A 21,372-nucleotide genomic window follows, 5' to 3' on the forward strand; every position below is an offset into this window, starting at 1 on the left:
CATGGCAGATGCGAAAATCAGGCTTTATGTAGATCACCCCCTGGGGGAAGGGCAAACGGTTCCTCTGGACCGCGATCAGGCGCATTACCTGTTCGGCGTAATGCGACGCGGCGAGGGCGATACCGTGTTGCTGTTCAACGGGCGGGATGGCGAGTGGCACGCGACAGTGCAGGCGGCCTCCAAGCGAAGTGGTCTGCTCAGGACCGACGAGCAGACGCGCGCGCAGCAAATGCCCCCCGACCTTTGGCTGCTCTTCGCCCCGATCAAAAAGGCCCGCACCGACTTTATCGTCGAGAAAGCCACCGAAATGGGCGCGGCGCGGATTCTGCCGGTACAGACCGCGTTTACCAATTCCGAACGGATTCGGCAGGACCGCTTGCAAGCGCACGCGGTCGAGGCCGCCGAACAATGCGGGGGCACCTATGTGCCCGAAGTCGCCAATCTGCAAAAGCTTGATCGCCTGCTGTCAGATTGGCCGGAAGACCGGCACCTGATGTTCTGTGACGAGGCTCTTGTCGGTGCGGCTCAGACCCTTGGAACGGTGGGTGGCAACAAATGGGCGATCCTGATCGGCCCCGAAGGCGGCTTTTCCGACGATGAGCGTACCCGGCTGAACGCCCTGCCCTTTGCCCACCCCGTCAGCCTTGGCCCACGTATCCTGCGCGCCGATACCGCTGCCGTGGCCGCCTTGACCGTCTGGCAAACGACGCTTGGGGACTGGTCATGAGTTTCGTCCGCCCGCAGGCCCGCGCCGCACTTTGGCGTTGGCGCGAAGGGCTGACCGGCGCGGCATTGCTTGCACTTGGACTGTGGTGGGCTCTCGGCACGTTTGGCATGCTGCACTGGCTGGGCTATGCCCTGATCCTGGCCGGGATTGTATTGGCCATCGCCGGGTTTCAGCGGGCCCGTTTTCGTACCATCCAGGGTGGCCCCGGCATCGTACAGGTCGATGAACGGCAGATCGCCTATTTCGGGCCGCTGACCGGCGGCGTGGTGGCCCTTGGTGAGATGACCCGCCTGTCGCTCGACCGTGCCGCCCATCCTGCGCATTGGGTTCTCAGCCAGCCGGGGCAGCCGGATCTTTACATCCCGCTCACCGCCGGCGGTTCGGATCTTCTGTTCGATGCTTTCGCCACGCTTCCGGGAATTCGGACGGAACGGATGCTGGCGCAAATGCGGCGTGACAGCCATGACTCCATCGTGATCTGGCAGAAACACACAAACGCCCTGCATTGACACCCCGCGAGAATACGGCCACTTGTGGCAGTCATTGTTGCGCGGCAAGGCAGGAGAGACGCTCATGTCCATACCCCAATCCGGAGGCGGGCCGATCGAACGGCACGAACAACTGGCGGAGTATATGGAAAGCGGCTGCAAACCGCCCGAAGACTGGCGTATCGGCACCGAGCATGAAAAGTTCGGCTATTGCAAGGACACCCTCAAGCCCCTGCCCTATGAAGGCGAGCGTTCGATTTTGGCCGTTCTCGAAGGCCTGCGCGACCGTCACGGCTGGTCCGAACTGCGCGAGGCCGACAAGCTGATCGGCCTGATGAAGGACGGTGCGAATGTCAGCCTCGAACCCGGCGGGGCACTGGAACTCAGCGGTGCACCTCTGGAAACGATCCATGAGACATGCGACGAGGTCAACGAACACCTGCGTGAGGTGAAAGACATCGCCGACGAAATCGGCGTCGGTTTCATCGGGCTCGGCGCAGCGCCGATATGGACGCACGAGGAAATGCCGCTGATGCCCAAGGGGCGTTACAAGCTGATGGATTCCTACATGCAATCGGTCGGCACCATGGGAACGTCGATGATGCGCCGAACCTGCACCGTTCAGGTCAATCTGGATTTCGGCTCCGAGGCGGACATGGTGCAGAAGATGCGTGTCGCGATCGCCCTCCAGCCCGTTGCGACCGCATTGTTTGCCAATTCGCCGTTCTTTGAAAACAAGCCCAACGGCTTCAAAAGCTGGCGCAGCCGCATCTGGCGCGATCTTGACGCAGACCGCACGGGAATGGTGCCCTTCATCTTTGACGAAGGCTTCGGGTTCGAGGCATGGGTCCAGTATGCCCTTGATGTCCCTATGTATTTTGTCTATCGCGACGGGGTTTACATCAATGCGCTCGGTCAGTCCTTCCGTGATTTCCTGAAGGGCGAACTGCCCGCATTGCCCGGTGAAAAACCCACCCTCTCGGACTGGGCCGATCACCTGACCACGATCTTCCCCGAGGCACGGATCAAGAAATTTATCGAGATGCGCGGTGCCGATGGCGGGCCTTGGCGGCGGCTGTGTGCGCTGCCCGCGTTCTGGGTCGGATTGACCTACGATCAGACCGCTCTGGACGCCGCATGGGATCTGGTCAAAGGCTGGGATGCGGAGACCCGCGAAGCGCTGCGTGTGGCAGCGGGCAAGGACGCGTTGCAGGCCAAGGTGGGCGGGATCGACATGCACGATCTGGCGCGCGAAGTTCTGGCGATTTCCGAGGCAGGCCTCAAGGCGCGTGCGCGCACGGGCGCCAACGGGATGATCCCGGACGAGACCCATTTCCTCAATGCACTCAAGGAAAGCGTGGAAAGCGGACAGGTGCCTGCCGACGAGTTGCTGGAGCATTACAACGGCGACTGGCAGGGCGATCTGACCCGGATTTACAAGGAATATTCCTACTGATCACCGGGGGCATTTTGCCCATCGGTACAACGTCGGTATCATGTCGGTATGACGTCGGTATCTGCCAGACGGGCAGGCCGGAGGATCACGGCTTATTTCTGGCCGATCTTCGGTTCGGTTCCGGCCTTCAGCCGTACGATATTCGCGCGGTGCCGCCAGAAAATCAGCAGCATCAGCAGGAAACCGAGCACCACCATTTTCCCCTGACCGAGGAAGAACATCCAGATCGTCGATGACGCTGCCGCCACGATCGCGGCAAAGGACGAAATCCGCACGATCAGGGCGGTCACCAGCCATGTCAGGCAACAGGCCAGACCGACGGGCCAGGCCAGCGCCAGCATCAGGCCCAGAAAGGTCGCCACTCCCTTGCCACCCTTGAAACCCAGCCAAACGGGATAGCAATGCCCGAGGAACGCCATCAGCGCCGCAAGCTGTGCGGCGTCTTCACCACTGACCGCCCGCGCCAGCAGAACGGCCACCGCCCCCTTGGCCCCGTCCAGCAGCAACGTGGCCGCCGCCGCCCCCTTGGAGCCGGTACGCAAGACGTTGGTCGCCCCGATGTTGCCTGACCCGATCTCGCGCAGATTGCCGAGGTTCATCGCCTTCGCCAGCACCATGCCGAACGGAATGGAACCAAGCAGGTACCCGATGACGGCCCACAGGATCAAAAGCGACTGGCTGGTTTCAAAATCAGGCATCAGGCGGCCTCGAAAACGGGGGTTCCCGCAACATAGGTCGCCAGCACCTTACCTTGCATGCGCTGACCGTCAAACGGCGTGTTCTTGGATTTCGAGCGCAGCGTCGTGCGGTCCATGACAAAGGGTTTGTCGGCATCGAACAACACCAGATCGGCAGGCGCGCCCGCCGACAGCCGCCCCGAAGGCAGGCCGAGCCGCCGCGCCGGATTCAGCGCCATGGCCCGAAACAGCGTGGGCAGGTCCAGATCGCCCGAATGATACAGGCGCAGCGCGGCAGGCAGCAGGGTTTCCAACGCCACCGCGCCGCTGGCAGCCTCTTCGAACGGCAGGCGCTTGGATTCCTCGTCCTGCGGGGTATGCATGGAACTGATCACGTCGATCAGGCCCTTGCGCACGGCCTCGATCACTGCCTGCCGGTCGTCTTCCGAGCGCAGGGGCGGCTTGACCTTGAAGAAGGTGCGATAGTCGGCCACGTCCAGTTCGTTCAGGGTCAGGTGATGGATCGAGGTACCGGCGGTGATGTTCAGCCCGTTACGCCTGGCGCGCTCAAGCGCGGGCAGCGCGCGGGCGGTGGTGATCTGGTCGGCGTGATAGGCCGCGCCCGTCATTTCCAGCAGGGCGATATCGCGGTCCAGCCCCATGCGTTCCGCCATGGGCGACACGGCAGGCAACCCGCGCAGAGAGGCGAACTTGCCGCTGGTGGCCGCCGCCCCGGCACTCAGACCCGGCTCTTGCGGGTGGGCGATGATCAACGCGCCAAGGGAACGGGCATAGGTCAGCGCGCGGCTGAACACCTTGGTGTTGGCGATCACATGATCGCAATCGGTAAAGGCCACCGCGCCCGCATCCATGAGAAACCCGATCTCGGTCATCTCGCGACCTTCGCGCCCCTTGGTCAGCGCCGCCATGGGGCGGACATGCACGGGGCCGGCCGCATTGGCGCGGCGCGCGACGAATTCCAGCGTCTCGGGGCTGTCGATGGCGGGGCTGGTATCGGGGCGGGTGACCATGGTGGTGACCCCGCCCGCCGCCGCGGCCAGACCGGCGGAACGATAGGATTCCTTGTGCCGCTCCCCCGGCTCGCACACCTTGACGCCGATATCGACGATACCCGGCGCAAGGCATTTGCCCCCGCAATCGACCATCTTGTCGGCCTCCGGCCTCTCTGCCCCCACCCCAGTTGCCGCGATAGCACCGTTTTCGATCAGCAGCCAACCGGGCGCCTCGGTGCCTTGTTCCGGGTCGATCAGGCGGGCATTGGTGAGAAGGGTTGTGGTCATTGCACGGCTCCGGTGATCGCGGTTTCGATCCGCTTGCAGGTGGCGTCGCGGTCGGATTGGTATTTCAGAAGATGCTTGTCGCCGGAGCGTGTCACGATCTGCACGGCGCTTCCCAAGGTGCGGATGGTCTGAATGTCGCGCAGGAAAACGGCGCGGGTTTGCGGCCCCAGAAGGCGGCGGTCGGTCAAATCCCACCGGGCCTGCATTTCGTCCGAGGCCACGTAAAAGGCGCGCACCGCCACCGCCGCCAGCCCGCCGACGGCCCCGGTCCAGACATGCGGATTTCCCATCCCCCACAAGATCACCATCCCGATGGCCATGGCCCCGGCGGCCAGCCACGCGTGATCGCGCCAATAGGCCGCCCTGTCCGGGTGGAAACTGTGCATAACGCGCTCGCCCTCGGCGAGGGGGGTGGTCGGCGTCATGGAATGGATCAGGCTTTCACTCATGACGCGATCCAGATGACGACCGCGACCAACAGGAACAGCACCAGCAGCGCCAGACTGGCAATGCGCCCCGACATGGCGGCATCGTTTGGGCCGGGTTTGTCACCAGTCGTGCCGCGCGCGGCCTCGGACGGCAGCGGATCGAACGACACCGGCGCGGTTTCCTCGTTGAAGCTGGCGATCAGGTGCAGGGGGGCACGGGGCGTCAACACCTGCGCTTGCCCGTCAAAGGCGCGGGAGGTCACGATCAGAACATGGCCCGCCAACCCGTCAAGCCGCGCCCGCATGCCTGCCAGTTCGGCAACGGGAATCCCGTGGCCTTGTTCCAGATAGCCGCTCAACCCCAGTTCATCGAGATCGGAGAGCGGGAACAGTTCGACATGATCGGGGTTCAGCGCTTCCGCGCCAAGCGCCTGTTGCAGCGGCCAGTTGCCGTTCCGGCGATTGAACGCCTCGACCTGATCGGGGGTCAAATCGACGGTAAACACACGGACGACGCCGTGTTCCGTCGGTTTGATCTCGATCCGGTCGCTCATACCAGCACCTCGTGCGGGCGGGCGCGCAGGTTACGCGCCAGAAGGTCCATCGCGGCCATGCGCACGGCAACGCCCATCTCGACCTGTTCCTGAATGACGCTGCGATTGATGTCGTCGGCGATCTCGCCGTCGATCTCGACGCCCCTGTTCATCGGGCCGGGATGCATGACGATCGCATCCTCCTTTGCATATCCCAGTTTCTCGGCGTCCAGACCGTAGCGGAAATAATATTCACGCTCCGAGGGGATAAAGCCGCCGTCCATCCGTTCGCGCTGAAGGCGCAGCATCATCACCACGTCCACATCGCGCAGCCCCTCGGCCATGTCGTCATAGACCTCGACCCCGAAATCGGCGATGCCGGAAGGCATCAGCGTGGGCGGGCCGATCAGGCGCACACGGTTTTCCATCTTGCCCAACAGAAGGATATTCGAGCGCGCCACACGGCTGTGGGCGATATCGCCGCAAATGGCGATATTCAGCCGGTGCAGGCGGCCCTTGGCCCGGCGGATGGTCAGCGCATCCAGAAGCGCCTGCGTCGGGTGTTCGTGGCGTCCGTCGCCGGCGTTCAGAACGGCGCAGTTCACCTTCTGCGCCAACAGGTCCACCGCGCCGGAATGCGGGTGGCGCACGACCAGGAGATCGGGGTGCATGGCGTTGAGCGTCATCGCCGTGTCGATCAGGGTTTCACCCTTTTTGATCGAACTGGCCTGCATCGCCATGTTCATCACGTCGGCCCCCAGACGTTTGCCCGCCAGTTCGAAGCTGGCCTGCGTCCGGGTGGAGTTTTCGAAAAACATGTTGATCTGGGTAAGGCCCGCCAAAGCATCGGAGTGCTTCATGTCCTGCCGGTTCAGGGCCACGTATTGATCGGCCAGATCCAGAATCTCGGTGATTTCGGGCGGCGAGAGGGGTTCGATCCCCAGAAGGTGGGAGTGTGAAAAGGTCATCCGCCGCTCCGTTCCGTGATCCTGCCCGCTTATAGGAAGGGTCGCGGTCAGGGGCAAGGTGTCGCTTTGCCCGCTTTCCACCAGCGCGACAGGGGAGTAGCCTGCGCATATCATGGAATCGGCTTTGGACTATCATACCGCAAAGGCCCTGCTGGACTGGCAGATCGAACTCGGCGTGACCGAGGCGATTTGCGACGCGCCGGTGAACCGCTATGAGGTGCCCGAAAAGGTGGCGAAACCTGCCGCCGCAACGGCCCAAACCGCGCCGCCCGCCGCCGTCCCTGCCGCCGATCCGGTGCAGGAGGCCAGGGCCGCCGCGCAGAACGCCGGATCGCTTGAGGCTTTGCAGGAAGCGATGGCCGCGTTCGAGCATTGCGATCTGAAGCGCGGCGCGCGCAACCTTGTCTTTGCCGATGGCAACCCGACCGCGCGCGTGATGATCATCGGCGAAGCACCGGGGCGGGACGAGGATATTCAGGGCAGGCCGTTCGTCGGACGCGCCGGGCAATTGCTGGACCGGATGTTTGCCGCAATCGGTATGGCGCGCGATGCGACGGATGCCGAGAAATCCGTGTATATCACCAATGTCCTGCCGTGGCGCCCGCCACAGAACCGCGATCCGAAACCCACGGAAATCGCCATGATGGTGCCCTTCGTGCAGCGCCATGTCGAGTTGATCGCGCCCGAGGTGATCGTGCTGATGGGCAATATCAGTTGTCAGGCGGGTCTGGGCAAACGCGGCATCACCCGGCTGCGGGGCCACTGGACCGAAAGCTATGGCAAACCGACCCTGCCGATGTTCCACCCCGCCTATCTGCTGCGCAGCCCGCATGCCAAGCGCGAGGCATGGGCGGACCTGTTGGAATTGCAGGCGCGGCTGAGGGGGGGATCGTGAAAATCCTGGCCTTCTCGGATCTGCACCTGTCACGGGGGCATGCCGCCGATCTGGTTGCCGCCAGCGAAGATGCCGACCTGGTGATCGGTGCAGGAGATTTCTGCAATCACCGGCAGGGGCTGAAACAGGCCATGGCAATGCTCGATGGTATCACGGCTCCGATGATCGTGGTGCCCGGCAATGCCGAAAGCGACAAGGAATTGCGCAACGCTGTGGGCACAGGCGCCACGGTTTTGCACGGGCGCGGAACGGAAGTTGAGGGGCTGCGCATTTTCGGCCTTGGCTATGGCGTGCCTGTCACGCCCTTTGACGACTGGTCATGCGATCTGAGCGAAGCAGAGGCCGAAACCCTGCTGAACGCATGTACCGATGCTGATATCCTGATCACCCATTCGCCGCCCAAGGGTGTCGCCGATGTCACCTCGCAAGGGGCGTCGGTCGGCTCGACCGCCATTCGCGCCGCGATTGAACGCCTGCACCCCGAACTGGTTCTGTGCGGTCATATCCATGACAGTTGGGGGCAGCGCGGTATGATTGGCAAAACCCAGGTGGTCAATCTGGGCCCGACGCCAAACTGGTTCGAGGCCGGCCCATGATCGTCGATCCGCTTGTCCTCTTGGCATTCATTCCGGCCGGTCTGGCGCTGAACCTGACGCCGGGGGCGGACATGATGTTTTGCCTCGGGCTCGGGCTGCGCTCGGGGCCGCGGCCAGCTATTGCCGCAAGCGCCGGAATCGCGGCGGGCGGCGTGGTGCATGTCACGCTGGCCGGGCTGGGCCTTGGCGCGGCATTGGCGGCGCTGCCGTGGTTGTTCGACGTGATCCGCTGGATCGGGGTGGCCTATCTTCTGTGGCTGGCATGGGCCGCGTTGCGCCGTCCGGCGCCATCTGTGGCAACGCCGCTAAACATCCCCGCCACGCGCGCCTTTCGTCAGGGGCTGGTGGTCAACCTGCTGAATCCCAAGGTGATCCTGTTCGTGCTGGCTTTCGTGCCGCAATTCGTGGACCCCGCGCGCGGCGCGATCCTCGGGCAGTTCCTGATCTACGGGCTGATCCTTGGCCTTGGCGGGTTCATCATCAACGGGGCGGTGGGAATGTTTGCCGGGGGCGTTGGCCGCCGTCTGGCCACCTCGGCCCGGTTTACACGCGGCCTTGGCTATGCCAGTGCCGCGATATTCGCAGGGCTGGCCGTGCGGCTCGCCCTAATCCAAAGGAGTTGACCCGCATGGGACGTATCGACGAAAGCAAGGAATTCATCCCCGTTCGCATCGCCGTTCTGACCGTCAGCGACAGCCGCGACATTTCCGAGGACCGTTCCGGCGAAGTGCTGGTGAACCGGATCGAGGCCGCGGGCCATGTGCTGGCCGACCGGATGATTGTGCGCGACGAGCGCGACCAGATTGCCGACCAGCTGCGCGAGTGGATCGCATCGGACGAGGTGGATGTGGTGATTTCCACCGGCGGCACCGGCCTGACGGGACGCGACGTGACGGTCGAGGCGCATCGCGATGTCTACGAGAAAGAGATCGACGCTTTCGGCACCGTCTTCGCCATGGTCAGCTTTCAGAAGATCGGCACCAGTGCGGTTCAGTCACGCGCCACGGGCGGCGTGGCCGGAGGCACCTACCTGTTCGCCCTGCCCGGCAGCCCCGGTGCCTGCAAGGATGCGTGGGACGACATCCTGAGCCTGCAACTGGATTATCGCCACCGCCCCTGCAATTTCGTCGAGATCATGCCCCGGCTGGATGAGCACCAACGGCGCAAGTAAACCCGGAACTTATCCCCCCGGACAACCGCGAATATCCACCGCGCGTTTTTCACCGATCACCGTGATCCGCAGCCCGGAACGATCCAGCGCAAAGGTGCCGCCGTTGACATGATACATATCGGTTTCGGCCACCAGCCGACCGTTCCGGCGCGCGGTGTCGGCCTGCGCCACCCATATCGCCGGGTTGGGCGTTTCGATTACCGCAACTTCCTGGCCGCCGGTATCGGGCAAGTCCACCTCGGCGCGCAGCCGCAGCCCGCCCTTGATCGGGCTGATCGAGCACGCCACGCGCGTTACCCCTGCCTCTTTCGCGGAAAACGGTCGCGCAGCCATCGCCGCCACGATTCGCGGGTCACGCTTTGACGGCTGTGCCGCCAGATCCTGCGAGAGACGTAAGGTGACGGGAACGCAGACATCCTTGCAAACCCCGATTTCGATCGTTCCGTCCAGCACGATGGGCTGACCCGGTGTTTCCGGTATCAAGGTCAGCGGCAAGGTCATGCTCTCGGCATAACCGATCGTGCGCACACCGCTTTGGCGAATGGTGCGCGGTGTCGGCCACGTAACCTGCACCCCCGCAAGATTGCGCGATTTGCGCCAATCGAACTGAGGGGGAATACCAGCATCTCCCGGAGCCCGCCAATAGGTTTTCCAACCGTTCTTCAGCGTCAGATGCAATGCCGAAATATGGCGGCCATCCTCTTGCCGCCAGCCGGTCAGGATATGGGCATCCACCATGTCGGGATCGGCCTGCGCTGTCTGGACCGACAGGAAAGGCGCCCACAGTACGGCAAGGAAAAGAAGGATACGAGCGTTCATATCCCTCAAATGGGCGATCCTGCCTGAAATTCCAACTCACTTTCCAGCGAGCACACCGAGAGAAATGTCGCGCACACAGGATTGCAACGCTTGAACTGTGCCTCCAGTCGTCCCATTCTTGATCGTGAACCCTGCGGAGTGCACGCTTGACCAGCCCAATCGACCTGACCGGAAAACTTCTGATCGCCATGCCCGGCATGGGCGATCCGAGGTTTGAGCATTCCGTAATCTTCATGTGCGCCCATTCCGACGAGGGCGCCATGGGACTGGTGATCAACAAACCCACCCGCGACCTGCAATTCAAAGACCTGCTGGAGCAGCTTGCCATAAAACCCGGGCCCGACCTGCCCGAAATGGCTGTGCATTTCGGGGGGCCGGTCGAACATGGGCGCGGATTCGTGTTGCATGACTATGGTTATCACTCGTCCATATCGACACTGGATGTGAATGACGATTTCGCGATGACCGCCACCCTGGACATACTCGAAGACCTGGCCGAAGGGCGCGGTCCGGCACGAGTCATCATGGCATTGGGATACGCCGGATGGGGGCCGGGGCAACTGGAATCCGAAATCGCACAGAACGGCTGGCTGACCTGCGACGCCGACCGCGGGCTTGTTTTCGACACGCCCGATCCCGAAAAATGGGAAGGCGCCCTGAACACGCTTGGTGTCAGTGCGCTGACGCTGTCCGCGGATGCGGGACGCGCCTGAAAACGAACACGCCCGCATCACACACCTGCCGAATATACTGCCGTAACGCCTTTCCGCAGGTTATCACGCACATCAAGCATGATGAGTGCGACAGCAACCACTCAGGCGAACCGGGATAAAATCGCCTTCATCTCGCCCATGATGTGGGCTTCGGAGGTAAGCTCCCGGACATGGGCCATGCGCTCGCTCGCCTCCTGCCAGGCGGGGGTGTCGTAAAGCTCCCTGGCCTTTTCCAGTCCGGCCAGAATCGTGCTCTCCTCCGCATCATCAAGCAGGAAAGGATAGTCGGGACCAAGGTAATACTCGGCATCCGCAGTGTCGCGTGTGGTCATCACATTCGCCCCCAAAGCGGCAGCGTTGAAGCCCTTGGTAAAGGGTTTGGCCATATTGCGCGCCAGAGCCGATTGTTGCCGAGGCCTCACACAATAGTGCATGTTGAAACAGCACAGCGCCGAGAACACATCCCCAATGCTTGAATCGTCGAAATAGTTCAGCAGAGACACATGCCTCGCCGCCGCTTCGGGCAGGAACAGGTTTTGGGGATGACCCATATACACTGTCCGCAGGCTGTGCAGCTTCTGCATTTCGTATCGATCAAGGCGGGGATCGGCGTGATGCGTCAAAAGTGCGACTTCGGACTGCCCCACGACTCGACTGGATTTTCCCAGATGGTCCTCGAGAATCGCGCATCCCGCATGCGAGGCCCCGATATGCACAGCGGCAAAGGGCGAGAAACTTTCGGCAACGGTGGCATCTACATAGTCGATACAAATGCCACGCGTCTTTTCGTGCAGCATCTCCATCCCCTCGGAGCCGAAGAGCTTGGCAACGCCTTTGAGCAGGATCACAATTGCGCCCTGCAAATCTTGGACCGACTGGCGCAGCATGTCGCCATCGCGCATCGGGGATTGAGACTGCACGGAGAAATCGTAAGCATTCCCGAGATGCCGCGCACATATCTGCGAAAGCTGATCGCAACGCATGATCTTGGCTCCGCTGGACACATGCCCCCGCCGGTGCAGGAACACCACGCGCTGCTTCGAACCGGTACCTGTACTGCTCTTACTCATTTTGGGATTTTGAAACCTTGCATGCTCGTACTGTCAGCTTTGGTTTACCCTATCTTCCAATGGTTTTCACATACCTCAGATCCCCTGCGCGCAATATAATGCGTTCAGCGGCCCGCAAATGTATGTCGTGCTTGGAGACTCCCCGATGTGACAGCGCCTGATCCCCTGCCAATCAATCCTGCCGCTGCCCCGATTTCCATTCCTGCCAACGGAACTTGGCCACGCGATAGGCATCCATAAAGGCGATAGCATGAATCATGAACCCACCCGCATAGCGCCCGACAAATGAATGCTCGGGCGTCGTCAGGTTGTAGCTGACCCAGGCCAGCGAAAGTGCGGTAAACGCCATCATCAGGCCCCGGTTCGCCTGCCCGTTCATGACCTGCCCCATTCCGGTCAGAACAGCAGCAACCGCCATCACGAGAGCCGGGCTCGACGGCTTGGGCATGTCAATCGGCTTGGTCATTCGGCATGTCCTTCAGGCTTTCGGCAACGGCAATGGCCTGTTGAATAAGAGGGTCCACGGTTTCGAACGGCACCTGATCCCCGTCGAACCTGGGCAGCCGGGTCATAAGGTAGTGCCCCCGGTCGCTTTCGCACAGGCGATGAACCAGACGCACACCGCGCGGGGTGATCAGCATCTCCTTGCCCCGGTTATCGGCCACGAAGGCCTGCACGTGATCCGCAACCTTGTCCAGAACGGGGCCTGCCGCCTGCGGGTCATCGGTGCGGATATTGATTTCGTTCGGCCATCCTTGCGGCAAGGGCAGCGCGACAGGCAAGTCGTTATGGGGCGAGAATATCTCGGAATTGGTGGCGCGGGTCATGATATCGACCACACCCGTGACAGGCACGGACCGCTGCACGGTCACCATCAGCCACAGCACCGGCAGTTTGCGCAGTTGAATCGTGTCCACGGCAAGACGGATTTCCACCTCGGTTCCGTGGTAGCGCCCGGTCACTTTCGGATACCCGGTCTCCTCAAGCGTCACGCGCTCGTTCTCCAGATACCCCCGGCATCCCTCGAACGAAAGAGCCCGGCGCGATTTCTCGCGCCGGTTATCCTTGACATAGAGCGTCCCCAATCCGGCCACGCCGGCGGCGACAAGGGCAAGCGTCGTCGCGCTCATACCACCGTGACCGGCGGATGATTCTGGCTGAGCACATCGTCCACGATCGAGCCGGTCAGCAAACGCCCGAACGCGGTGTGCCCGGTCGAGCCCATCACGATGTGGTCATAACCTTCGGCCATGGCATAGGCCACGATCGCATGGGCGATGTCGCGCCCCGAGATCGTCGCGCAACTGGCCTTGACCGAACTGCCGGACGCCTCGCGCATGGCATCGCCCAACTCGCGCTCGATCAATGCCTCGCCCGCGTCGAACAGCTTGGTATCCCAAAAGGGGCTGTCCGCCGCGCTGGATTGCGACACCGTCGAGACCGTGACAAAGCACAGCTCGGCATTGCATTTCTCGGCCAGGGCGATCCCGAAGGTGACGGCGCGTTGCGCCGCCTTCGACCCGTCGATTGCACACAGGATTCTGTCCATCATGGTCTTTCCCCCTCAGTAGCCCTGCGGTTTCGGCCAGTTCATCGTGAACTGATCCGACCGGCGGACGTATTTATAGCGATGCACCGAGAACCAGATCGACACGACGATGTAGAAGACCATCATCGCCAGCAACTGCACCCCAAAGCCCAGGTAAGTGGCAAAGAAGGTGGTGATGCAAAGCACCATCAGCACAATTGCTGGAATCGGGTGGAACGGATGCACATACCCGCGCCGGATCGTCCCCAGAGGCCATTTCTTGCGGAAGATCACCATATTGATCGGCATGAACGTATAGCCCAGCAGACCCGACAGGATCGAGAAGGTGATCACCTGGTCCAGCAGCCCGGTAAAGGCAAAGGACACGGCAATCGGGATCAGGAACAGAATCGACCGGTACGGCGTCCGATAACGCGGATGCACGGCCCCGAACCACAGCGGCATGTAACGGTCACGCCCCATCGAGAACCACGCCCGCGATGCGTCGTTGATACAGCCGTTGGCCGACGCCGTCGCGGCAAACATCGTGCCTACGAACAGGAAGATCTGAAGCGTGGTGCTGCCGGTCATGCGCGCGGCATCGTAAAGCGGCACAGTGGCCTGACCCAGATACTCCCACGGCAACAGCCCCGAGCAGACATACCATGTCAGCGTCGCGGCGATCAGCAGCGTCATGATCCCCGTCATCGTACCGAGCGGCAACGACCGGCTGGGGGAACGGACCTCTTCGGCGGCCTGACAGGTGCCTTCGATCCCCAGATAGTACCAGATACCGAACTGGAACGCCGCGATCACCCCGATCCAGCCATACGGCAGGTCGGTCAGAAGATCGCTGTGCTTGAGCATCGCGCCGGGCTGCCAGGGCTGAACGCCGAGGAACAGAATGATGATCGATACGAACGCCGCCGCCGTGATGATGAAGTTGAGCGTCAGCGTCATGAAGACACCGCGATAGTTCAGGAAAGCCAGAAACGCGATGATCAGGATCACGAATGGCTTGGGATCAAGCGCCTCGTATCCTGTCTGCTCGGCCAGAATGACCAGAAGGTCACCGACGATCAGCGCATCCGCCGCCTCGAGCATCGTGTAGGCCATCACAAGGTAAAGCCCCACGTTGAAAGCCATCAGCGGCCCCATGATATGCTTGGCTTGCGCATATTGCCCGCCAGCCGCCGCGACGGTCGATGTCACCTCCGAATCGATCATGGCGACGCAGGTGTACAGCAGGCCGATCACCCAACAGGCGATCAGCGCGCCCATGGCGCCCCCTTTGCCCACCGAGAAATTCCAGCCCATGAATTCGCCGACCAGAACGATCCCGACGCCAAGCGCCCAGACATGAACCGGCCCCAGAACCCTCAGCAGACCGACACGATCTTCCCTGACCGCAGCTTCGACCGCCGCCGTCGCTGAGCCATTTGCTGTTTGATCGCTCATTCTCAGTTCTCCTTCGCTTCGGGAACGTCACCGTGTTCCAGCAGTTCATCGATACCTTCGCGCGATGAAAGAAGGACATCCTCGTCAAACTCGCGGTTGACCCGCGCCGCATCCATCACCATCCACAGCAGCAACAGCGCCGCGATGGCCCAGGCTGCGTATTCCAACAAAATCCACATGATTTGTTTCCTCCCTGCCGATCAGATCACTGATCGAACTTCTCCCGGATAACCTCGCGGTATTCCTTGTCCGATACCTTCACGAGGAACACGAAATAGCCGATGATCACGATTGCGGTGATCGCCAGCAGAATCGGGTTGATCGTGTAGTCGAAGCGTGTGCTGATGATCTCGGCCGCGCTGTCAGGCGTGTAGCCCAGCTTTTCCCATTGGGCTTGCATGGTCGGGTTCTGCCCCAACGTATCCCAGTTCACCTCTTCCGGGATATGCGTGGTGCTCCCGGCCCCCGTCAGCCCCAGGATAAGCGGAATGAACAGGGCGACATAGACAAGAACCAGCAAGAAGGCCGAATCGAAAAGCTGGCCCAGTTTGCTTTGCTTGGGCGGTTCGTAATACTTTGACATTTCCGTCCCCTCAGCGATCGCGCTTGGCGCGCTTCATTTCGTCCAGGTGCCGGATATCCAGCCCATAGATGAAATCGCGCTCAGCCGCGTATTGACGGATCATGGCGAAGATCGCCGCCGTGTTGAACAACAGCACCAGTGCTCCGGCCACGATCAGCACATTGGCGATCGTGCCGCCCCCGATCGTGTCGCGGACACTGAAGTAGACGAACAACACAACCACCCAAAGAACCGCCACGAAACCCAAGGCGAATATCTTGTCGCCCCGGAACATCGCGGCAATGCGGGCTTGCATTTCCTCTGGCATTTAACTTCCTCCCTTGTTCACTTGGATTAAACTTTTTTAATTATGGTAGGGAGTCCGCGATTAAAAAATCAAGTTTTTTTTGAATTTTGCTCAAACCGTGATCGAAGTATGAACATCGCACCGTTTTTGGCGCTCAGCTTGCAGCGCCCAGAAATGTTCCCTGCCAGTAAAACAGGCATTTCCGGCGCAGAAACTCGCCCTGCCCGGTTATTCATGACTTGAGATTTCATATGCATGATCAAGGTCTTGACCATGCACGCCTTATCGCCCGGCGCACTTCGTGCACCGGGCCAGCAAGGTCAGATATCAAGCGTGTGATCACGCTCCCATTGACTGAAATGGGTAATGAAGGAATTCCATTCCTCGTGTTTCATCTTGATGTAGGCCTTGGAAAATTCCTCGCCCATCATCGTTTTCAGTTCCTTGTCCTTGTCATAGGTGCGCAGGGCATCCAGCATATTCAGCGGCAGTTTCGGGGCGCCGCGCACCTTGTGACCGTCGGCATACATGTCGATGTCATGGCGTTTGCCCGGATCGGCCTTGCTGCGGACACCGCTCAGGCCGGCGGCGATGATCACCGCCTGAAGCAGATAGGGGTTCACCGCCCCGTCCGGCAGGCGCAGTTCAAACCGGCCCGGCCCCGGCACCCGCACCATGTGGGTGCGGTTGTTGCCTGTCCATGTCACCGTATTCGGGGCCCATGTCGCACCAGAGATGGTGCGGGGCGCATTGATCCGCTTGTAGCTGTTCACCGTCGGATTGGTGATCGCGGCCAGGGCGCTGGCGTGTTTCATGATCCCGCCCAGGAAATACGTGCCCTTCTCGGACAGGCCCAACTCGCCCGCCGGACCGTTCCCCGTGTCGGTGGCAAAGACATTGGCCCTGGACTTGTCGCCCGGTGCATCCCAGACGGAAATATGCGCGTGACACCCGTTGCCGGTCAGTCCTTCGACGGGCTTGGGCATGAATGTGGCGCGGAACCCGTGCTTTTCGGCCACGGATTTTGTCATGAACTTGAAAAACGAATGCTTGTCGGCGGTGCGCAACGCATCGTCGAACTCCCAGTTCATTTCGAACTGGCCATTCGCATCCTCATGGTCGTTCTGATACGGCCCCCAGCCCAGTTCGAGCATGTAGTCACAGATTTCGCGCACCACATCATAGCGCCGCATCACCGCTTGCTGATCATAGCAGGGTTTGGCGGCCGTATCGAATTCATCCGACAATTCCCTGCCATCTGGAGTCAGCAGGAAAAACTCGGCCTCGATGCCTGTTTTGACATGCATCCCTTCCTGAGCGGCCTCATCGATCAGGCGGCGCAACACATTGCGCGGAGCCTGCGCCACGTCTTTGTCTTCCATCACCGGATTGGCGGCGACCCAGGCGACCTCGGGTTTCCAGGGCAGCTGAATCACGCTGTCAGGATCTGGCAGGGCCAACATGTCGGGATGCGCCGGGGTCATGTCCATGTATGTCGCGAAACCGGCAAACCCGGCTCCGTCTTCCTGCATGTCCGAAATCGCCTGAGCGGGCACCAGTTTGGCCCGCTGCCCGCCGAAAAGGTCGGTGAATGAGATCATGAAATACTTGATGCCGTTTTCGGCGGCAAAGGCGGCCAGATCTTTCGTCATAGTTGTTTCCTTGTTCCCTGTTGGCATGAAATGGGGCGGCTTACCGCCGCCCCTTGTGTTTTATGTTTGCGATCAGAACTGGGTGCCCGGTTTTCCCGGCCACCAGCTGGTGCCCGCCAGCGGCACCTGGGCCATGGCCGCGGCCTCCATCGTCAGGGCGACCAGATCTTCGGGCTCCAGATGCTGGACGTGGTTCTTGCCGCAGGCGCGGGCCAGCGTCTGCGCCTCCAGCGTCATGACCTTGAGATAGTTGCGCAACCGGCGCCCGGCCTCGACGGGATCGAGCCGTGAGGACAATTCCGGGTCCTGCGTGCTGATACCGGCAGGGTCCTGCCCTTCGTGCCAGTCGTCATAGGCATCCGCGGTCGTCCCCAGCTTGCGGTACTCGTCTTCCCACTTGGGGTCATTGTCGCCCAGGGCGATCATCGCCGCCGTGCCGATGCTGACGGCATCCGCGCCAAGCGCAAGCGCCTTGGCCACATCGGCGCCCGAACGGATACCGCCCGACACGATCAGCTGCACCTCGCGATGCATGTTCAGATCCTCAAGCGCGCGCACCGCTTCGCGGATACAGGCCAGTGTCGGAATGCCCACATGTTCGATGAACACGTCCTGCGTCGCGGCCGTGCCGCCCTGCATCCCGTCGATCACGACCACATCCGCCCCGGCCTTGACCGCCAGCGTGGTGTCGAAATAGGGCCGCGTCGCGCCGACCTTGACGTAGATCGGCTTTTCCCAGCCGGTGATTTCACGCAGTTCGAGGATCTTGATTTCCAGATCGTCCGGCCCGGTCCAGTCGGGGTGACGGCAGGCGCTGCGCTGGTCGATCCCCTTGGGCAGATCGCGCATCGCGGCCACACGGTCGGAAATCTTCTGCCCCAGAAGCATACCGCCCCCGCCCGGCTTGGCGCCCTGCCCCACGACCACTTCAATCGCATCGGCCTTACGCAGATCGTCGGGGTTCATCCCGTAACGCGACGGCAGGTACTGATAGACCAGAGTCTTGGATTCACCGCGTTCCTCGGGGGTCATGCCGCCATCGCCCGTGGTGGTCGAGGTGCCCGCAGCGGACGCCCCCCGACCAAGGGCCTCTTTGGCCTGCGCACTGAGCGCCCCGAAGGACATCCCGGCGATGGTGATCGGAATATCCAGCTTGATCGGCTTCTTCGCATAGCGCGTGCCCAACACCACATTGGTATCACAGCGTTCGCGATATCCTTCCAGCGGGTAGCGGCTGACCGACGCGCCCAGAAAGAGCAGGTCGTCGAAATGCGGAACCTTGCGCTTGGCCCCGCCGCCGCGAATGTCATAAATCCCGGTGGCCGCAGCACGGCGGATTTCGGCATTTATCTCAGGCGTAAAGGTGCTCGAGTAAACCGGCATGGTGCGCGGCACATGTTTATCGTCCTTGGCCATGACAGGTCTCCTCAGTAGGCGTTGTCGATGTCGAAGTTGTATAGCTTGCGGGCCGAGCCGTAGCGCCTGAACTCTTCCGGCTTGGCGTCCACGCCCGACCGTTCGATCAGGTCGGCCAGGATTTCCAGATGCTCGGGGCGCATCTCTTTCTCGACACAGTCCGCGCCAAGGCTCTTGACCGAACCACGCACGAAAAGCCGTGCCTCGTAGATCGAATCCCCCAGTGCATCGCCCGCATCGCCGCAGACCACAAGATTGCCCTTTTGCGCCATGAAGGCCGACATATGGCCCACATTGCCCTGCACCACGATGTCGATGCCCTTCATCGAAATCCCGCAGCGACTGCTGGCATTCCCCTTGATGACAAGCAAACCGCCATGCCCGGTAGCCCCGGCATACTGGCTGGCGTCGCCCTCGACGATCACCGTGCCGCTCATCATGTTCTCGGCCACGCCCGGCCCGGCGCTGCCCTCGACGTGAATCGTAGCCTGCTTGTTCATGCCGGCGCAGTAATACCCGGTCGAACCCTTGACGGTCACTTCGATCGGGGCATCCAGCCCGACAGCGACCGCATGAGACCCGCGGGGGTTCACAACCTCCCACGCCGTGGCATTGGTTGTCTGGCTCTGCGCCTGTAGCGCTTCGTTCAGGCCACGCAGGCCGTTGGCTTCCAAATCGAATGTCTGCATGTCAGTGCTTCCAGAAATAAACGGTTGCGGGTTCCGGCTCCCATACGCGGGCATCCTCGATACCGGGCAGGTTCACCAGCGCGCGGTATTCGCTGCCGAAGGCGACATACTGATCGGTTTCGGCCATCACGGCGGGCTTGCAGCTGATCGGATCGCGGACAACACCGAACCCGTCCTTGGTACCCACCACAAAGTTGAAGAACCCGTCCAGATCCTCGAGGCTCGCCTCCAGCGCATCGCCCAGGCTCTTGCCCTGCTGCATCTTCCACGTCAGGTAAGCGGCGGCGACCTCGGTATCGTTCAGCGTGTTCACCTTGATGCCTTCACGCGCCAGCTTGCGGCGCAGCGAATTGTGATTGCTCAGCGAGCCGTTGTGCACAAGGCACTGATCCGCGCCGGTCGAGAACGGGTGCGCCCCAAGGGTCGTCACCGCCGACTCGGTCGCCATCCGCGTGTGCCCGATCCCGTGGGTGCCATGCTGATGAGCGATATCGAAACGCTTTGCCACATCGGCGGGCAAGCCCACCTCCTTGTAGATTTCGATGACCTCGCCCTGGCTCATGATCCGCGCCTCGGGGCGCAGTTCAGCCAGTGCGGCACGGGCCTCGTCCAGCTTGGCCTCGGCCAGTTCGATCACCGCATGGGTATCCTTGACCTCGACACTGACATCGGTGCCAAGCGCCTTCGACATCTCGTCGCCAAGCCCTTCGAACCCTGCGGGGTCGTTCATTTGCACGGTCAGCTTGGCAAAGCCTTCGCGATCCTCGGAATAGATCGCAATGCCAGCGCTGTCAGGGCCTCGGTCGGTCATCGTGACCAGCATATCGGTCAGCAATGCCCCAAGCTGCGGCTCCAGCGATTTGTCCTTCAAAAACAGTCCGACGATTCCACACATCGACGCCTCCATAAATCTGTCAGAATCGAGGCTAGCGCCAAGCTGTGCAAGTTTCAATAAAAGAATTTAATTTTCCACTGAGGAATATTTTCAAGGCCGGATAGGCCTGTTTTTTCCTCATGGGAAGCCGCACCTTGAGCTAGAAACAGTTCCCCTCAGACGAATACGGCCATTTCCCAGACCGATGCCGCCATCGGTCCGGGGACGTTCTGCTGATGATTCTCATGTAGACGGGTAGACGGGGCCAACGCCCCGCTCGAACCCGGCCTGCCCGCTCAATTACCCTGCGGATACGAGATGACGGAAAGATACCGGATCGGCAGTTTCTTCAAATCGTCCGGGCCATGCGGGGCGTCGGCATCGAAAAACAGGCTGTCACCGGGCTTGAGGTGAAAACTCTGGTCGCCATACCGATAGCCGACCTCCCCTTCCAGAATATACAGAAGTTCGACGCCCTCATGCTGGAAGGTCGGGAAGACGTCGGATTCCTCGCTCAGGGTAATCAGGTAAGGCTCGACCACCACGCCACTACTATTCGCCCCCAGATGCCCCAGCAGATTGTACTGATGCCCCGCGCGCGTTCCGGCGCGCTCGATCTCAAGCGCCTCCCCCGCCCTGACGTGAACCGCCTCGCGCCGCTCCTCAAAACGGCGCAGGAAACTTGTCACCGGCACGCTCAGAGCGCTGGACAGACCTTGCAGAGTGGTCAGCGACGGCGATGTCAAACCATTCTCGATCTTCGACAACATCCCGACCGACAACCCCGCCGCAGCCGCCAGATCGGCCACCGTCATGCCCCGGGCCCGGCGCAGATCACGCACCTCACGCCCGATCGCGATCTCGAGATTCTTCTCGCGCCCTTCACGCAACTTGTGCGGGTCTTGGCTCAGCTTGCTTTCCGCCATCATGACTCCTGTCAGCACCGCCGGATCAGCGGCATCCCAAGATCAAAAATCCGGAGGGGAAATGCAAGTATCGTCAAAATTCCGCGCCATCCACACCACGAACGGCACCGATCCCAAA

General features: G+C 61.5%; 27 protein-coding genes. 8 read left to right on the top strand and 19 right to left on the bottom strand.

From position 1 onward, the window contains the following. Window position 1: 1 nt before the first annotated feature. The 3 genes from BUB53_RS14700 to BUB53_RS14710 all read left to right on the top strand — a co-directional run bounded on the left by BUB53_RS14700 (window position 2) and on the right by BUB53_RS14710 (window position 2,671). Window positions 2–727: a 16S rRNA (uracil(1498)-N(3))-methyltransferase gene (locus BUB53_RS14700; protein ID WP_073035539.1), complete on the top strand. Its 726-nt coding sequence runs from the start codon at window positions 2–4 to the stop codon at window positions 725–727. Then, window positions 724–1,236, top strand: a complete 513-nt coding sequence (locus tag BUB53_RS14705) for a hypothetical protein (RefSeq protein WP_073035540.1) — start codon at window positions 724–726, stop codon at window positions 1,234–1,236. The genes BUB53_RS14700 and BUB53_RS14705 overlap by 4 nt, the downstream gene beginning before the upstream one ends. Window positions 1,237–1,300: 64 nt before the next feature. Then, window positions 1,301–2,671 carry a glutamate--cysteine ligase gene (locus BUB53_RS14710; protein WP_073035541.1) on the top strand — a complete coding sequence of 457 codons (1,371 nt, stop codon included), beginning with the start codon at window positions 1,301–1,303 and terminating at the stop codon, window positions 2,669–2,671. Between the two features lie 92 nt (window positions 2,672–2,763). On the opposite strand, the gene plsY is transcribed toward BUB53_RS14710, so the two are convergent. From plsY to BUB53_RS14735, 5 genes are read right to left on the bottom strand one after another with little or no spacing between them, the layout of a single operon-like run. After that, window positions 2,764–3,369, bottom strand: coding sequence for a glycerol-3-phosphate 1-O-acyltransferase PlsY (gene plsY / locus BUB53_RS14715; RefSeq protein ID WP_073035542.1), 606 nt, complete (start codon window positions 3,367–3,369; stop codon window positions 2,764–2,766). Then, complete coding sequence (gene pyrC, locus BUB53_RS14720; RefSeq protein WP_073035543.1) at window positions 3,369–4,649, bottom strand: dihydroorotase; 1,281 nt, start codon at window positions 4,647–4,649, stop codon at window positions 3,369–3,371. The genes plsY and pyrC overlap by 1 nt, the downstream gene beginning before the upstream one ends. Then, window positions 4,646–5,098: a hypothetical protein gene (locus BUB53_RS14725; protein ID WP_084729165.1), complete on the bottom strand. Its 453-nt coding sequence runs from the start codon at window positions 5,096–5,098 to the stop codon at window positions 4,646–4,648. The genes pyrC and BUB53_RS14725 overlap by 4 nt, the downstream gene beginning before the upstream one ends. Next, the gene (locus BUB53_RS14730; protein ID WP_073035545.1) at window positions 5,095–5,631 is read right to left on the bottom strand and encodes a hypothetical protein; all 537 of its coding nucleotides are present in this window, start codon (window positions 5,629–5,631) and stop codon (window positions 5,095–5,097) included. Before BUB53_RS14730 ends, BUB53_RS14725 begins: the two co-directional genes overlap by 4 nt. Further along, window positions 5,628–6,578, bottom strand: a complete 951-nt coding sequence (locus tag BUB53_RS14735; protein WP_073035624.1) for an aspartate carbamoyltransferase catalytic subunit — start codon at window positions 6,576–6,578, stop codon at window positions 5,628–5,630. The genes BUB53_RS14730 and BUB53_RS14735 overlap by 4 nt, the downstream gene beginning before the upstream one ends. 112 nt (window positions 6,579–6,690) lie before the next feature. Between BUB53_RS14735 and BUB53_RS14740 the strand changes: the two genes are divergently transcribed. From BUB53_RS14740 to moaB, 4 genes are read left to right on the top strand one after another with little or no spacing between them, the layout of a single operon-like run. Next, a complete protein-coding gene (locus BUB53_RS14740; RefSeq protein ID WP_073035546.1) occupies window positions 6,691–7,473 on the top strand; it encodes a uracil-DNA glycosylase in 783 nt (260 codons plus the stop codon). Continuing rightward, window positions 7,470–8,069 (top strand): metallophosphoesterase family protein, encoded by a 600-nt coding sequence (locus tag BUB53_RS14745; protein ID WP_073035547.1) that lies wholly within the window; start codon window positions 7,470–7,472, stop codon window positions 8,067–8,069. The genes BUB53_RS14740 and BUB53_RS14745 overlap by 4 nt, the downstream gene beginning before the upstream one ends. Then, window positions 8,066–8,692, top strand: a complete 627-nt coding sequence (locus tag BUB53_RS14750) for a LysE family translocator (protein ID WP_073035548.1) — start codon at window positions 8,066–8,068, stop codon at window positions 8,690–8,692. The genes BUB53_RS14745 and BUB53_RS14750 overlap by 4 nt, the downstream gene beginning before the upstream one ends. Window positions 8,693–8,697: 5 nt before the next feature. Continuing rightward, window positions 8,698–9,240, top strand: a complete 543-nt coding sequence (gene moaB, locus BUB53_RS14755; protein ID WP_073035549.1) for a molybdenum cofactor biosynthesis protein B — start codon at window positions 8,698–8,700, stop codon at window positions 9,238–9,240. A gap of 9 nt (window positions 9,241–9,249) precedes the next feature. Here the strand turns inward: moaB and BUB53_RS14760 are convergent, their stop codons facing one another. Beyond that, window positions 9,250–10,059, bottom strand: a complete 810-nt coding sequence (locus BUB53_RS14760) for a protein-disulfide reductase DsbD domain-containing protein (protein WP_073035550.1) — start codon at window positions 10,057–10,059, stop codon at window positions 9,250–9,252. Window positions 10,060–10,205: 146 nt separating this feature from the next. Here BUB53_RS14760 and BUB53_RS14765 point away from each other — a divergent pair, with 146 nt between their 5' ends. Beyond that, window positions 10,206–10,772 carry a YqgE/AlgH family protein gene (locus BUB53_RS14765; RefSeq protein WP_188745011.1) on the top strand — a complete coding sequence of 189 codons (567 nt, stop codon included), beginning with the start codon at window positions 10,206–10,208 and terminating at the stop codon, window positions 10,770–10,772. Between the two features lie 101 nt (window positions 10,773–10,873). On the opposite strand, the gene BUB53_RS14770 is transcribed toward BUB53_RS14765, so the two are convergent. The 13 genes from BUB53_RS14770 to BUB53_RS14825 form a co-directional block, all read right to left on the bottom strand. Then, the gene (locus tag BUB53_RS14770) at window positions 10,874–11,842 is read right to left on the bottom strand and encodes a hypothetical protein (protein WP_073035551.1); all 969 of its coding nucleotides are present in this window, start codon (window positions 11,840–11,842) and stop codon (window positions 10,874–10,876) included. A gap of 172 nt (window positions 11,843–12,014) precedes the next feature. Continuing rightward, the gene (locus BUB53_RS14775; protein ID WP_073035552.1) at window positions 12,015–12,308 is read right to left on the bottom strand and encodes a hypothetical protein; all 294 of its coding nucleotides are present in this window, start codon (window positions 12,306–12,308) and stop codon (window positions 12,015–12,017) included. Beyond that, entirely contained in the window at window positions 12,292–12,972 is a 681-nt protein-coding gene (locus BUB53_RS14780; RefSeq protein ID WP_073035553.1) for a hypothetical protein, read from the bottom strand. The genes BUB53_RS14775 and BUB53_RS14780 overlap by 17 nt, the downstream gene beginning before the upstream one ends. Then, entirely contained in the window at window positions 12,969–13,394 is a 426-nt protein-coding gene (locus BUB53_RS14785) for a universal stress protein (RefSeq protein ID WP_084729166.1), read from the bottom strand. The genes BUB53_RS14780 and BUB53_RS14785 overlap by 4 nt, the downstream gene beginning before the upstream one ends. Window positions 13,395–13,406: 12 nt before the next feature. Then, window positions 13,407–14,828, bottom strand: a complete 1,422-nt coding sequence (locus BUB53_RS14790; protein WP_229709559.1) for an APC family permease — start codon at window positions 14,826–14,828, stop codon at window positions 13,407–13,409. 2 nt (window positions 14,829–14,830) lie between these two features. Further along, the gene (locus BUB53_RS23000; protein WP_188745012.1) at window positions 14,831–15,007 is read right to left on the bottom strand and encodes a hypothetical protein; all 177 of its coding nucleotides are present in this window, start codon (window positions 15,005–15,007) and stop codon (window positions 14,831–14,833) included. Between the two features lie 26 nt (window positions 15,008–15,033). After that, entirely contained in the window at window positions 15,034–15,411 is a 378-nt protein-coding gene (locus BUB53_RS14795) for a hypothetical protein (protein WP_073035554.1), read from the bottom strand. Between the two features lie 10 nt (window positions 15,412–15,421). Continuing rightward, complete coding sequence (locus BUB53_RS14800) at window positions 15,422–15,718, bottom strand: hypothetical protein (protein ID WP_073035555.1); 297 nt, start codon at window positions 15,716–15,718, stop codon at window positions 15,422–15,424. A gap of 299 nt (window positions 15,719–16,017) precedes the next feature. Beyond that, window positions 16,018–17,349, bottom strand: a complete 1,332-nt coding sequence (gene glnT, locus BUB53_RS14805; protein ID WP_073035556.1) for a type III glutamate--ammonia ligase — start codon at window positions 17,347–17,349, stop codon at window positions 16,018–16,020. 72 nt (window positions 17,350–17,421) lie between these two features. Further along, the gene (locus BUB53_RS14810) at window positions 17,422–18,765 is read right to left on the bottom strand and encodes an FMN-binding glutamate synthase family protein (RefSeq protein WP_073035557.1); all 1,344 of its coding nucleotides are present in this window, start codon (window positions 18,763–18,765) and stop codon (window positions 17,422–17,424) included. 11 nt (window positions 18,766–18,776) lie between these two features. Further along, window positions 18,777–19,454 carry a GltB/FmdC/FwdC-like GXGXG domain-containing protein gene (locus BUB53_RS14815; RefSeq protein WP_073035558.1) on the bottom strand — a complete coding sequence of 226 codons (678 nt, stop codon included), beginning with the start codon at window positions 19,452–19,454 and terminating at the stop codon, window positions 18,777–18,779. Window position 19,455: 1 nt separating this feature from the next. After that, a complete protein-coding gene (locus BUB53_RS14820; RefSeq protein WP_073035628.1) occupies window positions 19,456–20,349 on the bottom strand; it encodes a class II glutamine amidotransferase in 894 nt (297 codons plus the stop codon). Window positions 20,350–20,624: 275 nt separating this feature from the next. Further along, window positions 20,625–21,254, bottom strand: a complete 630-nt coding sequence (locus tag BUB53_RS14825; RefSeq protein ID WP_073035629.1) for a helix-turn-helix domain-containing protein — start codon at window positions 21,252–21,254, stop codon at window positions 20,625–20,627. Window positions 21,255–21,372 lie beyond the last annotated feature (118 nt).

Origin of the sequence: Roseovarius pacificus (assembly GCF_900142665.1) — a bacterium.
GTDB classification, from domain to species: domain Bacteria; phylum Pseudomonadota; class Alphaproteobacteria; order Rhodobacterales; family Rhodobacteraceae; genus Roseovarius; species Roseovarius pacificus.

Excerpts from the sequence above, each read along its gene's own strand:
- BUB53_RS14735 (WP_073035624.1), bottom strand. The coding sequence starts at position 6,578 with ATGACCTTTTCACACTCCCACCTTCTGGGGATCGAACCCCTCTCGCCG.
- BUB53_RS14810 (WP_073035557.1), bottom strand. The coding sequence starts at position 18,765 with ATGGCCAAGGACGATAAACATGTGCCGCGCACCATGCCGGTTTACTCG.
- BUB53_RS14770 (WP_073035551.1), bottom strand. The coding sequence starts at position 11,842 with ATGAGTAAGAGCAGTACAGGTACCGGTTCGAAGCAGCGCGTGGTGTTC.
- BUB53_RS14785 (WP_084729166.1), bottom strand. The coding sequence starts at position 13,394 with ATGATGGACAGAATCCTGTGTGCAATCGACGGGTCGAAGGCGGCGCAA.
- BUB53_RS14730 (WP_073035545.1), bottom strand. The coding sequence starts at position 5,631 with ATGAGCGACCGGATCGAGATCAAACCGACGGAACACGGCGTCGTCCGT.
- BUB53_RS14820 (WP_073035628.1), bottom strand. The coding sequence starts at position 20,349 with ATGTGTGGAATCGTCGGACTGTTTTTGAAGGACAAATCGCTGGAGCCG.
- pyrC (WP_073035543.1), bottom strand. The coding sequence starts at position 4,649 with ATGACCACAACCCTTCTCACCAATGCCCGCCTGATCGACCCGGAACAA.
- BUB53_RS14725 (WP_084729165.1), bottom strand. The coding sequence starts at position 5,098 with ATGAGTGAAAGCCTGATCCATTCCATGACGCCGACCACCCCCCTCGCC.
- BUB53_RS14710 (WP_073035541.1), top strand. The coding sequence starts at position 1,301 with ATGTCCATACCCCAATCCGGAGGCGGGCCGATCGAACGGCACGAACAA.
- BUB53_RS14775 (WP_073035552.1), bottom strand. The coding sequence starts at position 12,308 with ATGACCAAGCCGATTGACATGCCCAAGCCGTCGAGCCCGGCTCTCGTG.
- BUB53_RS14700 (WP_073035539.1), top strand. The coding sequence starts at position 2 with ATGGCAGATGCGAAAATCAGGCTTTATGTAGATCACCCCCTGGGGGAA.
- BUB53_RS14795 (WP_073035554.1), bottom strand. The coding sequence starts at position 15,411 with ATGTCAAAGTATTACGAACCGCCCAAGCAAAGCAAACTGGGCCAGCTT.
- moaB (WP_073035549.1), top strand. The coding sequence starts at position 8,698 with ATGGGACGTATCGACGAAAGCAAGGAATTCATCCCCGTTCGCATCGCC.
- plsY (WP_073035542.1), bottom strand. The coding sequence starts at position 3,369 with ATGCCTGATTTTGAAACCAGCCAGTCGCTTTTGATCCTGTGGGCCGTC.
- BUB53_RS14780 (WP_073035553.1), bottom strand. The coding sequence starts at position 12,972 with ATGAGCGCGACGACGCTTGCCCTTGTCGCCGCCGGCGTGGCCGGATTG.
- BUB53_RS14800 (WP_073035555.1), bottom strand. The coding sequence starts at position 15,718 with ATGCCAGAGGAAATGCAAGCCCGCATTGCCGCGATGTTCCGGGGCGAC.
- BUB53_RS14760 (WP_073035550.1), bottom strand. The coding sequence starts at position 10,059 with ATGAACGCTCGTATCCTTCTTTTCCTTGCCGTACTGTGGGCGCCTTTC.
- glnT (WP_073035556.1), bottom strand. The coding sequence starts at position 17,349 with ATGACGAAAGATCTGGCCGCCTTTGCCGCCGAAAACGGCATCAAGTAT.
- BUB53_RS14815 (WP_073035558.1), bottom strand. The coding sequence starts at position 19,454 with ATGCAGACATTCGATTTGGAAGCCAACGGCCTGCGTGGCCTGAACGAA.
- BUB53_RS14825 (WP_073035629.1), bottom strand. The coding sequence starts at position 21,254 with ATGGCGGAAAGCAAGCTGAGCCAAGACCCGCACAAGTTGCGTGAAGGG.
- BUB53_RS14705 (WP_073035540.1), top strand. The coding sequence starts at position 724 with ATGAGTTTCGTCCGCCCGCAGGCCCGCGCCGCACTTTGGCGTTGGCGC.
- BUB53_RS14750 (WP_073035548.1), top strand. The coding sequence starts at position 8,066 with ATGATCGTCGATCCGCTTGTCCTCTTGGCATTCATTCCGGCCGGTCTG.
- BUB53_RS14790 (WP_229709559.1), bottom strand. The coding sequence starts at position 14,828 with ATGAGCGATCAAACAGCAAATGGCTCAGCGACGGCGGCGGTCGAAGCT.
- BUB53_RS14740 (WP_073035546.1), top strand. The coding sequence starts at position 6,691 with ATGGAATCGGCTTTGGACTATCATACCGCAAAGGCCCTGCTGGACTGG.
- BUB53_RS23000 (WP_188745012.1), bottom strand. The coding sequence starts at position 15,007 with ATGTGGATTTTGTTGGAATACGCAGCCTGGGCCATCGCGGCGCTGTTG.